General features: G+C 55.0%; 12 protein-coding genes. 7 read left to right on the forward strand and 5 right to left on the reverse strand.

Features of this window, described 5'->3' with window-relative positions; genetic code table 11:
- Window positions 1-94: 94 nt before the first annotated feature.
- A complete protein-coding gene (locus tag AC6I77_RS08935) occupies window positions 95-1,249 on the reverse strand; it encodes a mandelate racemase family protein (RefSeq protein WP_497816827.1) in 1,155 nt (384 codons plus the stop codon).
- A gap of 351 nt (window positions 1,250-1,600) precedes the next feature.
- Here AC6I77_RS08935 and AC6I77_RS08940 point away from each other — a divergent pair, with 351 nt between their 5' ends.
- From AC6I77_RS08940 to AC6I77_RS08955, 4 genes are all read left to right on the forward strand, one after another.
- Window positions 1,601-2,716, forward strand: coding sequence for an ABC transporter substrate-binding protein (locus AC6I77_RS08940; RefSeq protein WP_003853552.1), 1,116 nt, complete (start codon window positions 1,601-1,603; stop codon window positions 2,714-2,716).
- Window positions 2,717-2,881: 165 nt separating this feature from the next.
- Window positions 2,882-3,289: a DUF2231 domain-containing protein gene (locus tag AC6I77_RS08945; RefSeq protein ID WP_003853554.1), complete on the forward strand. Its 408-nt coding sequence runs from the start codon at window positions 2,882-2,884 to the stop codon at window positions 3,287-3,289.
- Window positions 3,290-3,301: 12 nt separating this feature from the next.
- Window positions 3,302-4,603: a PQQ-dependent sugar dehydrogenase gene (locus AC6I77_RS08950; protein ID WP_003853556.1), complete on the forward strand. Its 1,302-nt coding sequence runs from the start codon at window positions 3,302-3,304 to the stop codon at window positions 4,601-4,603.
- Between the two features lie 630 nt (window positions 4,604-5,233).
- On the forward strand, window positions 5,234-5,866 hold the full coding sequence (locus AC6I77_RS08955; RefSeq protein WP_039660257.1) for a DapH/DapD/GlmU-related protein: 633 nt from the start codon (window positions 5,234-5,236) through the stop codon (window positions 5,864-5,866).
- Window positions 5,867-5,902: 36 nt separating this feature from the next.
- On the opposite strand, the gene AC6I77_RS08960 is transcribed toward AC6I77_RS08955, so the two are convergent.
- Together AC6I77_RS08960 and AC6I77_RS08965 are read right to left on the reverse strand one after the other, a co-directional pair.
- Window positions 5,903-6,169 (reverse strand): hypothetical protein, encoded by a 267-nt coding sequence (locus tag AC6I77_RS08960; protein ID WP_039660253.1) that lies wholly within the window; start codon window positions 6,167-6,169, stop codon window positions 5,903-5,905.
- 233 nt (window positions 6,170-6,402) lie between these two features.
- Complete coding sequence (locus tag AC6I77_RS08965; protein WP_008925174.1) at window positions 6,403-7,605, reverse strand: MFS transporter; 1,203 nt, start codon at window positions 7,603-7,605, stop codon at window positions 6,403-6,405.
- Between the two features lie 128 nt (window positions 7,606-7,733).
- Here AC6I77_RS08965 and AC6I77_RS08970 point away from each other — a divergent pair, with 128 nt between their 5' ends.
- Window positions 7,734-8,189 carry a winged helix-turn-helix transcriptional regulator gene (locus tag AC6I77_RS08970; RefSeq protein WP_008925175.1) on the forward strand — a complete coding sequence of 152 codons (456 nt, stop codon included), beginning with the start codon at window positions 7,734-7,736 and terminating at the stop codon, window positions 8,187-8,189.
- Between the two features lie 236 nt (window positions 8,190-8,425).
- Window positions 8,426-9,856, forward strand: coding sequence for a purine-cytosine permease family protein (locus AC6I77_RS08975; protein WP_003853564.1), 1,431 nt, complete (start codon window positions 8,426-8,428; stop codon window positions 9,854-9,856).
- Between the two features lie 88 nt (window positions 9,857-9,944).
- On the opposite strand, the gene AC6I77_RS08980 is transcribed toward AC6I77_RS08975, so the two are convergent.
- Both AC6I77_RS08980 and AC6I77_RS08985 read right to left on the reverse strand, forming a co-directional pair.
- Window positions 9,945-11,267, reverse strand: a complete 1,323-nt coding sequence (locus AC6I77_RS08980) for an MFS transporter (RefSeq protein ID WP_003853566.1) — start codon at window positions 11,265-11,267, stop codon at window positions 9,945-9,947.
- A gap of 190 nt (window positions 11,268-11,457) precedes the next feature.
- The gene (locus tag AC6I77_RS08985; protein WP_497816828.1) at window positions 11,458-12,468 is read right to left on the reverse strand and encodes a GT-D fold domain-containing glycosyltransferase; all 1,011 of its coding nucleotides are present in this window, start codon (window positions 12,466-12,468) and stop codon (window positions 11,458-11,460) included.
- A gap of 669 nt (window positions 12,469-13,137) precedes the next feature.
- Here AC6I77_RS08985 and AC6I77_RS08990 point away from each other — a divergent pair.
- Complete coding sequence (locus AC6I77_RS08990) at window positions 13,138-15,495, forward strand: membrane-bound PQQ-dependent dehydrogenase, glucose/quinate/shikimate family (protein WP_497816829.1); 2,358 nt, start codon at window positions 13,138-13,140, stop codon at window positions 15,493-15,495.
- The last annotated feature ends 8 nt before the right edge of the window (window positions 15,496-15,503 follow it).

Raw genomic sequence — 15,503 nt, forward strand, 5'->3', positions numbered from 1 at the left:
TCCAGCAGGTCAGAGGTTTTTTCCCGTTTACCGCGTCGTCAGAGGTGCGCGGTAAGGGGGTTCTTATTGTGTGCCGTACTTTCGGAAGTGCGATTTACCAGCGATTCAGCGTATGAGTCTCAATCCAGCTGAAATTAATATCTTCACCCAGTCCGTTTCCCGTGGGCAGGGTGACAAAGCCCTGATCGTCCATCGGATCAATCAGGCTATTGAGGTAGGCAGGCGGCGTCTCATAATCCAGGAAGGGATGCAGCAGGCCGCGCTCATACCAGCGGCAGTTACGAATCGCGCCGACCACCGCCAGGCTTGCTGCACCGTTGCCGTGGACTTCGCAATCCATACCAAAGGCTTCAGCCAGACTGGCCACTTTCAGCGTGGCAGAGATGCCGCCTACGCCATTGGCACCCGCACGCAGAATGTCGCACGCGCCGGCGCGAACCCAGTCGGCACGGCTGTGATGTTTACCGCCCAGACTTTCCGGGCCGAGCACGTCGATAGAGAGCTTGTCCGCCAGCCAGGCGTAAGAGGCCATGCTCTCTTCTTCCATTGGCTCCTCAAACCAGGCGAAATTAAGTTTTTCCAGTGCCTTGCCGATGGTCAGCGCGTCACTTCGGCTATACCAGTGGTAGCCATCCAGCATCAGTGCGATATCAGGGCCGACCGCTTCGCGCACTGCCGCGCAGGCTTTGATATCCATCGCCGGGCTGGGCGCAAAGGAGACCGGCGGCATCCAGGTGTGCAGCTTGATCGCCTGATACCCGCGCGCCACCAGCTTTTCAGCAAACTGTGCATACTCATCGGGCGTCGATAAACCACCTTTCAGCTCATCGCCACACATGGTGCTGCCGTAAGCCGGGATCTTCTCGCGATAGCCGCCCAGCAGCTTGTGGACCGGCTGTTTCAGTTTGCGCCCAATCAGATCCCACAGTGCCTGCTCCACAGCAGATAGCGCCCGTTCGGTGAGCTGGTGGGCACTGCCGCGCTGCCAGTGCACCAGGTCCTGCCACAGACGCTCGCGGTCAAAGGCGTTCTGACCGATCAGCACCTTGCGGAAGAAGGCATTAACCACGTGAGAACGCACCACTTCCGGCGGCGCAAAGGCGTAACCGCAGTCGCCATCCTCGCTGGTCAGGGTCAGTAACGCCATCTGGGCATCATTCTCCGGACCCGGATGAGAGTGTCCTGCGCTGTCGGCGCAACGCTGGGTGGGATAAGTAAAAAGGGTGACATCAATGGCGCTGATCTTCACGGTTAAGCTCCTGTGGCAGGCTGTCCAGATGAATTATTAAAACGCTGTTTCATTTTAAATTTAGCGATCACAATTCATTAACGCATTAGCCAAAACGATACGATTAATGGCTAAAATATGTGCAGCCGCCCAGGCCGTTGTGAGCATATTCACGAAAGATGCGCGTTTTGTGAGCCGCGACACGCTGCGCTTTTTTGTGCCCGGAGGGAGCATTGTTTACCCTCTTCTCAGCCTGTTAACGCCGCGCTGCAAAAACATTTATTTGGATGACTTCCCCTGACCCCGGTTTTAGGTAATAGTAACGCCGTTTTACATTAATAATTCTCATTATCATTTGTGCGGGTTTTTACAATGAAAAAATGGTTTTTAGCGCTGGGGCTGTTGACGTTAGCCGGGACGGCTTCGGCCAAAATGATTACCGATGTTGCAGGCCGTCAGGTCGAGGTGCCGCAGGAGGCAAAACGCATCATTCTGGGCGAAGGGCGTCAGATCTATCTGCTGGCGGCGTTTGATACGGGTGCGCCGTTTAAGCGGGTGATTGGCTGGCGTGATGACCTGCATAAAGCGGACTGGGACGGTTATCAGGCTTATGAAAAACGCTATCCGGAAATTAAAAAATTACCGACCTTTGGTGGCGCAAAAGATGGCACCTTCAACGTGGAACAGGCGTTAACCCTGAAGCCCGATCTGGTGCTGATGAATCTGGAATCCAAAGCTGCCACCGATGAAGGCAAGCTGATTGAAAAACTGCAGGCGGTGGGTGTGCCTGTTGTGTTTATCGATTTCCGCGAAGCCCCGATGGAGAACGCGGAGAAAAGTATCCGCATCATGGGCGAACTGGTGAATAAACCAGAGCGGGCGCAGGAAATTATTACCTTCCGCCAGCAGCAGATTGACCTTGTCACCTCGCGTCTGAAAAACTTTACCGGCTACCGGCCGAAAGTGATGATTGACCGTGCAGGCGGCTACAGCGACGAGTGCTGCATGTCGTTTGGTAATGAGAACTTTGGTCAGATGGTAGAGATAGCAGGCGGTCGCAATATCGCTAAAGATCTGATTCCTGGTACCTTCGGCACCGTTAACCCGGAGCAGATCATCGCCAGCCAGCCGGATGCGGTGGTGGTGACCGGCGCGAACTGGAAGAACTACAATACCGTGGGCAAATGGGTCGGCGTGGGTCCGGGTGCCAACGTCACTGAAGCCACGGCGCGTCTGAAAGCGCTGATGATGCGCGATGCTTTCAAAACTCTGCCGGTGGCGCACAACGGCAACGTCCACGCCATCTGGCATCAGTTCTATGATAGCCCGTATCAGTTTGTGGCGATTCAGGCGCTGGCGAAATGGCTGCACCCCGATCTGTTTGCTGATTTGGATCCGGACGCCACGTTCCGCACCTTCCACGAGAAGTTTCTGCCGCTGCCTTACCAGCCAGGATACTGGGTCACGTTACCCGCGGATAAGTCCTGACAGACCGGCGATGACAGGGACGTCATCCGCCTGATTTGCAATTCCCTTCGAATAAACCCTCTGTTTCTCTTCAGATTTACTAATCTTTTACAGGCGCGGCGTCGGTTGCTCTGAGCAGCGCGACGTCTGACCCGATCCGCATTCACGTTAAAAATGGAGAGAAACATGCGCAATACCCTGGGAAGATCGGCGTTTGCCGTGACGCTTTATGCCTTGCTGGAGCCTGTGCCGCTGGGCTTTTTTGTCGCCGCCTGGCTGTTCGACATTCTCTACATGCAGACCTTTGTACAGTTCTGGACGGATGCCGCCAGCTGGCTGATTGCGCTGGGACTGATACTGGCGATTGTGCCGCGACTCATCGCGCTGGTTTATCTGTTTCGTGGCAGTGACAGTGCGGAAAAGGGCCATTTCTGGCTCTGGCTGGTGGCGATTGCGATCGCTATCGTCAATGCGTTTATTCACAGCCGTGATGCCGCCGCTGTGATCCCGCTGGGTGTGACGCTTTCGACGCTGGTGGTAGCACTGCTGCTGCTGGCGAATGTGCAACTTGCGTTACGTCAGCGTAGCGCTTAAGGAGGAGCCACCATGAACATACCGCATAAAACGCTGCTCGCGCTGACCCTGACCGCCTTGCTGGCAGGCTGTGATGAGGGTGCGCTGGTCGATCCGCAAAAGCAGACGGGACCGAACCCTGAACTGCCGCAGGCGAAGAATTTCTTTATGCCGCCAATGCAGGTGCCGGAAGGCACGCCCTGGAAAGCGGGTGAAATGCCAAAAGTGGCTGACGGGTTAAAGATTGAAAAAATTGCTGAGAATCTGCAGCATCCGCGTCAGGTCTATGTGCTGCCAAATAACGATGTGCTGGTGGCGGAATCCAACGGACCACCGAAGCCAACGACACGGCCTAAACAGCTGATCATGGGCATTGTGCAAAAAGCGTCAGGCAAAGGGGGAGAAGGCGGCAATCGCATTACGCTGTTGCGCAATGTTAACGGTAAATGGGAGCAGCATCGCTTTATTGAAAATCTGCATTCGCCGTTTGGTATGCAGCTGATTGGTAATACGCTCTATGTCGCGAACGCTGACAGCCTGGTGAAATTCCCCTATCGCGAAGGGGAAACGGAGATTCGCACCGCACCAGAAGAGGTGACAGAATTGCCGGGTGGACCGATTAACCACCACTGGACCAAGGCGCTGTTAGCCAGCCCCGATGGCAGCAAGCTCTATGTCGGTGTCGGCTCCAACAGTAACGTCACCGAGAACGGCATTGGTGCCGAATATCGTCGTGCGGCGGTGCTGGAGGTGGACGCAGCCAGTGGTGCCAGCCGTATCTTCGCCAGCGGACTGCGCAATCCAACCGGCTTACAGTGGGAGCCGCAGAGCGGCAAGCTGTGGGCTGTAGTCAATGAGCGTGATGAAATCGGCTCCGATCTGGTGCCTGATTACATGACCTCAGTGCAGGATAAAGGCTTCTACGGCTGGCCCTACAGCTACTATGGCCAGCATGTGGATACCCGTGCCGAACCGCAGCGCCCCGATCTGGTAGAGAAAGCGATCAAGCCCGATTATGCCCTGAGTTCACATGTCGCGCCGCTGGGTCTGCTGTTTTATGGCGCCGATAACATGCCGCAATACCGTGGTGGCGCGTTTATCAGTGAGCATGGCAGCTGGAACCGGACACCGCTGAATGGCTATAAAGTGGTGTGGGTGAAATTCGAGAATGGCAAGCCAGTAGGGCAGCCGCAGACGGTGGTCTCGGGCTTCCTGACGGATGACGAAAAGCAGGTGCGCGGTTTGCCGGTGGGTCTGGCCAGCGACAAACAGGGCGGTGTCCTGATTGCTGACGATGCAGGTAATACCGTCTGGCGAATCAGCGCCGCGAAGTAAGTTCCGTGCTGCTTTTTTAAGCAGGAAGCAGGCATAAAAAAAGGATTTGGCATGTCGCCAAATCCTTTATTTTTTTGTTCGCTACCCGGCTGGTAACCGCGCTGCGAACGAGGTGCTCAGCACTCTCCACAGACAAGATTGTAAAATGTGCGGCTAAGGATTTCAAGTTTCGCCAAAATGCTGTATGTTTATACAGGTGTTGAGTGTTGAGCATCGCCTCATTGTCGACTGGCCGCTCCCAGGGGCACGGTTTTAAAATCCCGGCAGGCATCAGGTGGTGCTGGCCTGTGGCTTTAACCATGAGTGCCGCTCAGCCCTCTCCACAAAGATGTGCTTAGGCACCCGGCGGGTAGAGTCAAAGCCCTGGTTTGCCGAACAGCGCGCTCCTGTAAAAGGAGAAGGAAAGTGATGGAACTGACTAAGCTGATTCTGGATCTTATCCGGGTCATCTTGCAGATCATCGTTGCCCTTATGCAACTGACCGGTCACGCAGGTTAACCGGAACTTGAAACAAGGCGGAGCTAACCACTCCGCCTTTTTTCTTTGTCAATTCTCTGTCATCGGCGTTGTGTAAGGTGGTAAGGCAAAAAGCAGGCCGCCGGGGCGCTGCTTATCCAGACCGGGAGTAATATGTCCATTGCCGCCGTTGTACCTGCCCGTTTAGCGCACACCTGGATTGATGACACTGTGAAGATGCGGGAAACCACCGTGGGTCAGCAGTGTGAGATCCTGGCGCACAGTTCACTGGAATATAGCGAACTGGGTGACTTCTCCTATGTCGGCGAGCACTGCTGCCTGGCCGACACCAAGGTAGGGCGATTCTGCGCCATTGCCAATCAGGTGCGTATCGGTGCGCCAAATCATCCCATGGACCGCGCCTCTCAGCATCGCTTTACCTACTGCCCGGAGTATTATCATCATGATGCCCGACGGGACCAGGGCTTCTTTGCCGCCCGTCGCGCCGACCGTGTAGTGATCGGAAATGATGTCTGGATCGGTCACGGTGTCATTGTGCTGCCTGGCGTTACGATTGGAGATGGTGCGGTGCTGGCTGCGGGCGCCGTCGTGACGAAAAACGTTGCGCCTTACAGCGTGGTTGGCGGTGTGCCGGCCCGGCCACTGCGGGTGCGGTTTACCCCAGCGATTGCGGCCCGCCTTCAGCGCATTGCCTGGTGGAACTGGCCGCTGGAGAAATTGATGGCGAATCTGCCCGACTTTCAGCACGGCGACATCGACGCGTTCTGCCAGCGGCACGATAGTTAATTTGCTCATTATCCCGCTGACTGAGGGCGCGTCTGCCTATTTAAAAATGAGCCAGCCCGCCACGCTAAGCAGTCCCACGGTCAAAATGGCAAACACTTCCCCGCGAGCAAATGCATTCGCACGCTGCTGATCGTCATTATGAATGTCATGAAAACGTGCCAGCGCACGATTTTCATCAGGGGCGGTCACTTCTTCGAATTGTTTCTCGTAGCCGCGCTGAGACAGTTCAGCCGCGCCTGCGCTGTCGCTTCTCTCCAGCACGGTAATCTGGCGTCCATTCTTAAAAAAACAATATTCCGGCATGTGCTCCTCCTGGAACAGGGTGGCTGTGAGAAATAACCTATATGAACCGGCCGCGCGTTGTATAGCGAAGTCTTGAGACTCTGAATACTGGCGTCGCTTACCGCAAAGCATATCTGTCACGGATGATAACTTCCAGGCTGTTGAATGGTCTGCTGTGCCGGTCTGTCCCTCGCACCACACCAGAGAGTCTTACCGAGCCATAAGTGGAACAATGCCCTGCAGAGGTAATGTCATTAGTGACGCATACCGTACCAGCAGAGAAAGGCAGAGGCGCTGGCAGTTGCCCCGGCATAGCAGACCGCCTGCCATCCCCAGTGGGCGTAAAGCTGGGTAGCTGCAATCGCGCCCAGTGCACTGCCCAGCGAGTAAAAGCACATATAGGCACCGACCAGACGACTGGCTGCCTCGGGCCGGGCAGCCACCAGCAGGCTCTGATTAATCACATGTACCGTCTGAATAGCGAAGTCGAGCAGGACCACCCCGACTATCAGCAGCAGTAGCGAGCTTTGCAGCGCGGCTATCGGCAGCCAGGAGAAGGTCAGCAGCACCAGGGCGAAGCCGGTGGCTTGCTGCCCCCGTCCCTGGTCAGCCCATGAGCCTGCTCTGGAGGCCGCCAGCGCCCCGGCCAGACCCGCCAGTCCGAACATCCCAATCGCGGTGTGAGTCAGCGACAGGTCCGTCAGCGGCAGTACCATCGAAGACCAGAGCATACTAAAGGCCGCAAAAATCAGCAGCGCGAGGATGCCTCGCCTGCGCAACAGCGGTTCCGTCCGGAACAGCCGAAAAACCGACAGTAACAGCTGAGTGTAGGGGGTGCGCTGCGGCTGGCCGGTTGTGGCGGGCAGCACTTGCACCAGTACCAGCGAGATCAGCAGTAACAGACAGGCGGCCGTCAGAAAGACCGCCCGCCAGCCCGCCAGATCGGCAATCATCCCGGAAATAAAGCGCGCCAGCAGAATGCCGATCACGATGCCACTGGTCACGCTACCCACCACCTGTCCACGCTGCGTGGGTGACGCCAGCATGGCGGCCCAGGCCACCATCAGCTGCGTGACTACCGCCATTAACCCCACCAGCAGCATCGCACAGAGCAGCGTCATCAGGTCGGGCGCGAAAGCCGCGGCGGTTAACGCCAGCACGGAAAGCACCAGCTGGGTGAGCACCAGTTTTTTGCGGTTGATGCAGTCGCCTAACGGCACCAGAAAGAGTAATCCGAGGGCGTAGCCGGTCTGAGTGACCGTGACCACCGTGCCAATGGTGCCGGGAGAAACCTGCAGGCTGGTGGCTATCAATTCCAGCAACGGCTGCGCCGAATAAACATTGGCGACCGCCAGTGCAGAGGTGAGTGAGAACAAAAAGATCATCCGGGGTGAGAGCACCGGCATCGCGGCGGGCGATGGATCGGCTTCCTGAGCCTTGCATGTCGTCGTGGTCATAATTATGCCTTCTGGTTTTTATTTGAAACTGGATTGACATTATCATTAATCGAGCTGGTTTTTTTTTGCAACTTCTTTTCAAGGTGGCTAAGCTGGGTTCATCAGACAGGCAGAGTGAGAGAATAAAAATGGCTAAGCAGGAATCCCTGAGAACCAGCGAGTGTCCGGTTGCAAGAACCCTGGAGTCTATAGGTGAGCGCTGGTGCATGATGATCGTGCGTGAAGCCTTTGATGACGTCCGCAGATTCAGTGACTTCCAGCGCAACTTAGGGCTGGCGAAAAATATCCTGGCGTCGCGCCTGAAGCAGCTGGTGGAGATTGGGGTGTTTGAGATTGCGCCGGCCTCGGATGGCAGCGCCTACAGCGAATATGTCCTGACCGAAAGAGGCCGTTCACTGTTTCCGGTTGTGGTGGCTATGCGCCAGTGGGGCGAACGCTATCTGTTTGAAAAGGGCGAGACCCACTCGGTGTTGCTGGATAATGCGGAAGGCAAACCGCTGCCGCGTCTTGAAGTTTACTCGTCTCAGGGGCAGAAACTGGATCCCGCCGACTGCCATCGTCAGCGGGTCGTTGCTGAGGGTTAACCGTCGGAGTATCGCCTCCTCCCTGCACGCTGAGCCTGACCTACCTGGCATCGCACGCGATCCCGATCGGCGTTATCAGCCTGTCGATATCATCACATTTTCCAATGACAGGTTGCCTTGTAACTTTCAGATGTGCATGACATTCTCGCTAATTGTATAGACATGTAATTGCAACCAGGGATAGGGCAAATCACGCTTTCCGTTAACGCGTCTCTTACCGTTTCAGCGAGGAATCTATGTCGGTCAAATCATCCGTATCAGATTATTCAGGCGCAGAGAAACCGCGCCTGTCAGAAACCCGTTCTATTGATTACATCCCATTGCGTGAACGGCATGGTCATCCTTTTAGCCAGTTCACGCTCTGGTTTGGTGGCAACCTGCAAATTACCGCGATTGTTACGGGTGCGCTGGCCGTGGTACTGGGCGGCGATGTCATATGGTCCCTAATCGGCTTACTGGTGGGACAGATTCTGGGTGCAGCGATCATGTCGTTGCATGCGATCCAGGGTCCGCGTCTTGGGTTGCCGCAGATGATCACCAGCCGTATGCAGTTTGGCGTCTTCGGTGCCGTGATTCCTCTGGTGCTGGTCTGCATGATGTATGTGGGGTTTTCAGCCAGCGGGACGGTCCTGGCGGGGCAGGCCCTGGCTAAACTTGTCGGTGTCAGCAATGCAACCGGGATGATCCTGTTCAGCACCCTCATCGTGATCATTGCGGTGCTGGGCTATCGCGTGATTCATCAACTGGGGAAGGTGGCGAGCGTCATTGGCGTGTTAGCCTTTGCTTATCTGTTTATCACGCTGTTCACTACGCATGATTTATCCGCCGTGTGGCAGAATCAGCACTTTACCCCGGCAAATTTTCTGCTGGCGGTCTCTCTCTCTTCCTCCTGGCAGATTGCCTTCTGTCCTTATGTCTCGGACTATTCGCGCTACCTGCCAGCAGATGTCTCTGCGAAGAAACTCTTCAGCGCGGTATTTTTGGGCACCGTACTGGGCACCCAGGCGTCAATGACGCTGGGCGTGATCGTCGCGGCCATTGCCGGAAGTGCGTTTGCAGGCAATGAGGTCGGTTACATCGTGAGTATGGGCAGCACAACAACCATGGCTATGGTGATTTATTTCGCCATTTGCTTTGGGAAAATCACCTTTACCACGCTGAATGCGTACGGCAGTTTTATGTCACTGACCACTATTGTCTCTGGCTTCCGTCAGCAGACCACACTGAGTCGCGGCGGGCGCATACTGTTTGTGGTACTGATGGTGGCGCTGGCCTGCGTTATTGCTCTCCTCAGTGAACCGGCCTTTCTGAAATCCTTCACGCACTTCCTGCTCTTTTTGCTGGCTTTCTTTGTGCCCTGGAGCGCGATCAGCCTGACCGATTTTTATCTGATCACCAAAGGCAGCGTTGATGTCCCGGCGCTGTCTCAGCCGGACGGACGCTATGGACGCTGGAACCTTGCCGGTATTACCGTCTATTTTCTGGGGGTGCTGGTGCAACTGCCGTTTATCGATAATCCGCTGCATCACGGATCGCTGACCTGGATTTTTGCCGGTAATGATGTCTCGTGGATCGTCGGCTGGTTTGCGACGGCACTGTTGTGGCTTGTCGCCAGCCGCTGGGATCGCCGTGGCACACCTGAACAGTCAGTTTATCCTGCGGGGTGACAGATTAAGCCGCCGGGCGGCTGGCATTCAGGGAGAGTCAGCGCGGGTGAGTGATCACCCGCGTGTCAGGCAATCTGCGCGTTTTAAATCAGGCTGCTGAAACATCCGCCGTGCCGGTCTGCGCCTCAGCCACCAGCGGCTTCTCAGGCTGTAGCAGCGTCATCGCCAGCATGCTGCCGAAGGCGATGACTGCGGTGACGGTAAACATGGCGTTATAGCCGTAATATTCCGCCAGCCAGCCACAAAGCATCGGGGAGATAATTGCCGCCAGATTGGCTATCGCCAGTGTCATACCGCTGTAGGTACCCACCGACGCCTTCGGGGTGACATCAATCACCACCGACCAGTAGACATTATTCACCAGTGCATTCAGCGCATTGCCCAGGGTCATCAGTGCAATAATTCCGGCTGCCGACTGGACATAGGGAATGGCCATAAAGCAGCAGGCGGTGCCGCACAGCGTGACTGCGGCAAAGAGATTGCGCGCCAGACGCAAATTACGAAAGCGGGCCAGCAGGGCATCAGCAATGCGACCGCCCAGCAGCACTGTAATACAGGCACCGCTCCACGGAATCATCGCCACGTACCAGAGCGAGTGCAGGTCATAATGAAAATTATCCTGCAGATACTTCGGCATCCAGGTCACCAGGGTAAAGGTGATGTAAAGGAAGGAGAAGTAGCCGAGTGCGTTGCAGACCAGCGTGCGGCTGGTAAAGAAGCGCCACCAGGGCAGTGGAACGCCATCGCCGGCGCTGCGGCGCTGACCGCTCAGGATCAGCGTGCGTTCTGCTGCGCTGGTGTGGGGACTTTTATCCGGGCTGTCGCTGAACGTGCGGGCAAACAGCAGCATTGCCAGCAGAGAGAACACCCCAAGCAGGATAAACATCATGCGCCAGTCATGGGTCAGAAGCAGCAGGCCTACCGCAATCGGCGCTGTCAGCAGTGCGCCAACCTGCGTCGAGAGCAGGCCGATGCCCAGCGCAAAGCCGCGCTCGTTATCGGGTGCCCAGTGGGCGATCGCCTTGTTCATCAGCGCATAGGCCGGGCCTTCGGAAAAACCAAACAGGATGCGCAGGGCAGCAAAGCCCATAATGGCTGAGCCGCCAAACAGCGCCATGCCTAACTCTCCAGCCCAGGCGGTCGCGATTTCCAGCAGCGACCAGAGCACACCTGCCAGCAGCCAGACCTTTTTCGTGCCGATACGATCGGCAAGGAAGCCGCCACATAGCGAACCAAACAGATACCCAAAGCCAAAATATCCCAGCACTGCGCCAAGCTGGACTTTGCTGAAGTGGTACTCGGTCGCAATGGCGTTGGCTGCAAATGACAGGGCGCCACGATCGATGTAATTGATCAGGGCGATCAGGAACAGCAGTGAAAATATGGTGTAACGGTAACGACGGGTATTCATCTTACTTCTCCTGATTAAGTGTCTCAGGAGGACTCAAGCAAGATTGATGCCGGAAAGAAAATTTGCCCGGCTAACACTGGCAGGTAGCGTGCCCGGGCAGTTTACTCTGCCCGAAACGGTATTCGCTGATCTCGCTAATTATTTGCCTGCGCATCAATGCGGTGCAGTTGCTGCCTGACAATGGTGAGTCTTACGCGGCGTTATGATGGCTCGGGCTGACGTGGGGCAGTGGGATAACCACGGCTTCTGCTTCGCCTTCTGTGTCCGGCATTTTGTTCAGTGATTCGCCGACGTGTTGCAAAATCTGCCGCTGGTAAGTTGCATCGGCCACGGTAGTCTGTTCACTCAGCAGCACGCCCGCCTCATTGACGTTTTTACCTTCTACTTTTATTTTTGTAGTGGCACTGGCCAGCATCCACTCATATTCAATGTCAACGTGACCGCTATCGATACAGCGGATACCTCGCTGACTTAAATCATACGCCAGTACCGTTGCCGTCGGCCCTAAAGAAATCAAGACCAGATCAAAGTTGACGGCATTCTCTAATACGGTATCAAAAAGACGGTCATAAACGGAAAAGGCATTACGGTTCAGCGTGGTAATACGTTTAACGTCGCTTGCGCCATCAAGTAAATCATTGCCTAAACCGAGACGTGTGCCACTGCCCTCAACAATTAATACCCGACGGCCCTGATAAAGCTGTTTGAATTTATCAAATATCGTCCGGGAAAGTTTTTTTTCTTTATAATCGTGATAAGGGCGGGTGACAGACGTATTTCCATACCGGACCTGTTGATTCAGCAGAGTCTCATAATGTTTAAAGTAAAATGATTTATGGAAGAACCAAAACAGGGCCGATCCATTTTTCATATTACGGGTAGTGCGAAAGGCATCAGGCAGACAAATCAGGCAGTTCGGATTAGCCGCGGCGTCCTGTTGCAGCAAGGCTTTGAGCCGCCCTGACAGTTTTGGATCAAAGGGCTGAAAACCGATATTTTTATACCAGGTCATTTCAAGTTCGCCGTCGCCGTAACGGGCCAGAGATAATTGTGGATTACGTAATAACAGATCAATTGTTTCTTCTATCGACATTACGGAATAACGCTTTACTCGTGCCTGAGCAGCAGGGTAGCGAATAGCTGCATTTAAAAACTTAAACGGAAAACGAAACTTGCGATAAATAGCGTTGAGTGCGGACATAGTCAACCTGCCTGGGTTATTGCTGCCAGAGAAAATCCTGCCTGCTGGCTGGATAAAGAGAAGTGAGAAGGATGAAATATATCACAATTAGATTTCGCGTCATGCTACGGAATGTCTGAATTACTCTTCAGTCCCGGAACGACTTCTTTTATTAATCTATATATTTTTGAGGTTAAAGTGACAGAAATCATGACAGCGTAAAGTCAACTGCCAGATTTAATAATGTGAAAATCATTGACGCCGCATGAGTGCTGATACTCTTTCTGTTTAAAAAAGGAAAAGAATAACATTCCCGCTTTCAGCAATAAGAGTTATTGCAGGGCGGTGCAAACAAACCATTATGATTATTTGACGTTAAAAATTGTCCATCAATTACACTTAAGCCAGCTTTATAGAAGCGATGCTTGTCTGATATTTGTTCGCCTTTGAACAAAAGATGCGATAGTTAGCGGCCTATGGTTAACATTTTGTGATGTATATCTCGTTATTCTGCCTTCAGAAAGTAAAAAAAGCGGTCTGAATACCTCTGCAGGTAACATTTACAATAAATATTGCTAATGATTTACGCCTGTACACGTTTTTACATATTTCACACGTAAGTTAAAATCTCGTTGAATTTATGTTTCCAGCTTAACTTACCTATCATCGCTAATGACCCGAGGAAGGATCATGATCAATAAATTAACCAGTATAATCATGGTGATATTTGCTATCGCCCTGATTTACATGGGAGGACAACTCCTGCTGGCAGGAGGCAGCGCGTTCTATGCGCTGATGGGTGCAGGCATTTTGCTCAGCGCTATTCTGCTATTAATGAACAAGCGCAGTGCGCTGACCCTCTATGCGCTGCTGATGTGGGTCACACTCTTCTGGACTATCTGGGAAGTGGGCTTCGACAAATGGCAGTGGATCCCGCGCGGTGACCTCTTTGGTGTGCTGGGCGTCTGGCTGGCTCTGCCGTGGGTGGTGCGTCCGCTTTATCAGGGACAGCGTCGCTTCCATCCGTTCCTCGGCGGTTCAGTGGTGCTGATGGTATTGCTGGTGGCTGGCCTCTGCTTCTACGATCCGTTGCCGCAGCAGGGCGCTATCAATACACCGCGTAACGCCTCTGCGACCGGTGGTGCCGCTGACGAGTGGAGCGCCTATGGCGGAACCGCGGATGGCCAGCGCTTCTCGGCGCTGAAGCAGATCACCAAAGATAACGTCAACGATCTGGAAGTGGCCTGGACCTATCACACCGGCGATCTGCGTCAGGGTGATGATGCGACCGAATACACCTTTGAAGCGACGCCGCTGAAAGCCAACGGCATGCTTTACTTCTGTACGCCGCACAACGAAGTCCATGCGCTTGACCCGGAAACGGGTGCGGTGAAGTGGAAAACCGCTCCGGATAAAAACCGCTCTTATCTGCAGCAGCATCAGACCTGTCGCGGCGTGAGCTATTTCGATGCCGGTCAGCAGGTGCAACAGCAGACGGGCGCAGCACCGGCCATCTGCCGCAAGCGTATCTTTAACGCGACCACCGATGCCCGCCTGCTGGCGCTGGATGCCGACACCGGCAAGCCGTGCGCTGACTTTGGTGACAACGGTGTGGTGAACCTGCGCGCCAACATGGGCGAGGTGCGTCCGCATGCGCTGATGCAGACCTCAGCACCGCTGGTGGCAGGCAATCTGGTGATTGTCGGCGGCTCAGTGATGGATAACGGCTTCAACAGCGGCAACCCATCGGGTGTGATCCGTGCCTATGACGCCGTCAGTGGTCGTCTGGTGTGGAACTTCGATCCGGCTAACCCGGATAACACCGCGCCCGTCGCTGCAGGAGCCACCTATCCGCAGGATAGCCCGATCGCCTGGGCTACCCTTAGCGCGGACCTGAAAAACGGCCTGGTCTATGTGCCGTTTGGTAATGCCTCGCCGGATGAAGTAGGGATTGAACGCGATCCAGCCAGCAACACCGAGAAATTCCGTGATGCGCTGGTGGCGCTTGATCTGAAAACCGGTGCGTTCAAATGGCGCTATCAGAGTTCGAACCACGACTTGTGGGATCGTGATAACCCATCACAGCCCTCGCTGGTAGATATTAACTATCAGGGCAAGCCGCAGCCTGCGGTGATCCTGCCGACCAAAACCGGCAACCTGTTTGTGCTGAATCGCCTGACTGGCGAACCGGTTTACCCGGTAGAGCAGGTTAAGGTCTCTACCGATGGCATTAAGGGCGAGCAGTATGCGGCGACCCAGCCGGTCTCCAGCCTGAACTTCATCCCGCAACCACTGACTGAGAAGTCGATGTGGGGCATCACGCCGTTTGATCAGATGGCCTGCCGCACCACCTTCCGTGAGTTGCGCTATGACGGTAACCCGTGGACGCCGCCCACCGAGAAAGGCTCGCTGATCTTCCCGGGCAATATCGGGGTGTTTAACTGGGGTTCCGTGGCTGTTGACCCACAGCGTCAGATGCTGATTGCGGCACCGGTACGCCTGGCTTACAAATACAACCTGATTAAGCGCACGCCGGAAACCGAAACGCAGCGTACTTTCACCAAAGATGGCACGCCGTACTGGAATGAGAACTTCCACGGTGACTACGCGATTCACATCCAGCAGATGGCGTCGGGACTGGGTATTCCCTGCATCGCGCCACCGTGGGGACGGATGGTGGGTGTGGATCTGACCACCGGCAAAACCGAATGGCTGCGCCGCGTCGGCACCACCAAAAACCTCAAGACCAGCTTCCTGCCTGGCCGCTTCCCGATCGGTTTCCCGATGGGGATGGTGGCGCACGGCGGACCGCTGCTGACGGCGGGTGATCTGGTGTTCCACGGCGCAACGGCAGATAACTTCTTCCGTGCTTACGACAGCACCACTGGCGAACTGCTGTGGCAGACTGAACTCAGCGCCGGAGCGCAGGCCACGCCATCCACCTTTATGGGTAAAGATGGCAAGCAGTACGTGGTGATTGCCGCAGGCGGCCACGGCTCGCTCGGCACCACGCAGGGCGACAGTGTTGTCGCTTTCCGTCTGAAGTAAGTCATCTC

Source organism: Pantoea sp. X-Soil-ISGK-259 (genome assembly GCF_059730705.1).

Excerpts from the sequence above, each read along its gene's own strand:
- AC6I77_RS08940 (WP_003853552.1), top strand. The coding sequence starts at position 1,601 with ATGAAAAAATGGTTTTTAGCGCTGGGGCTGTTGACGTTAGCCGGGACG.
- AC6I77_RS08945 (WP_003853554.1), top strand. The coding sequence starts at position 2,882 with ATGCGCAATACCCTGGGAAGATCGGCGTTTGCCGTGACGCTTTATGCC.
- AC6I77_RS08950 (WP_003853556.1), top strand. The coding sequence starts at position 3,302 with ATGAACATACCGCATAAAACGCTGCTCGCGCTGACCCTGACCGCCTTG.
- AC6I77_RS08955 (WP_039660257.1), top strand. The coding sequence starts at position 5,234 with ATGTCCATTGCCGCCGTTGTACCTGCCCGTTTAGCGCACACCTGGATT.
- AC6I77_RS08960 (WP_039660253.1), bottom strand. The coding sequence starts at position 6,169 with ATGCCGGAATATTGTTTTTTTAAGAATGGACGCCAGATTACCGTGCTG.
- AC6I77_RS08965 (WP_008925174.1), bottom strand. The coding sequence starts at position 7,605 with ATGACCACGACGACATGCAAGGCTCAGGAAGCCGATCCATCGCCCGCC.
- AC6I77_RS08970 (WP_008925175.1), top strand. The coding sequence starts at position 7,734 with ATGGCTAAGCAGGAATCCCTGAGAACCAGCGAGTGTCCGGTTGCAAGA.
- AC6I77_RS08975 (WP_003853564.1), top strand. The coding sequence starts at position 8,426 with ATGTCGGTCAAATCATCCGTATCAGATTATTCAGGCGCAGAGAAACCG.
- AC6I77_RS08980 (WP_003853566.1), bottom strand. The coding sequence starts at position 11,267 with ATGAATACCCGTCGTTACCGTTACACCATATTTTCACTGCTGTTCCTG.
- AC6I77_RS08985 (WP_497816828.1), bottom strand. The coding sequence starts at position 12,468 with ATGTCCGCACTCAACGCTATTTATCGCAAGTTTCGTTTTCCGTTTAAG.
- AC6I77_RS08990 (WP_497816829.1), top strand. The coding sequence starts at position 13,138 with ATGATCAATAAATTAACCAGTATAATCATGGTGATATTTGCTATCGCC.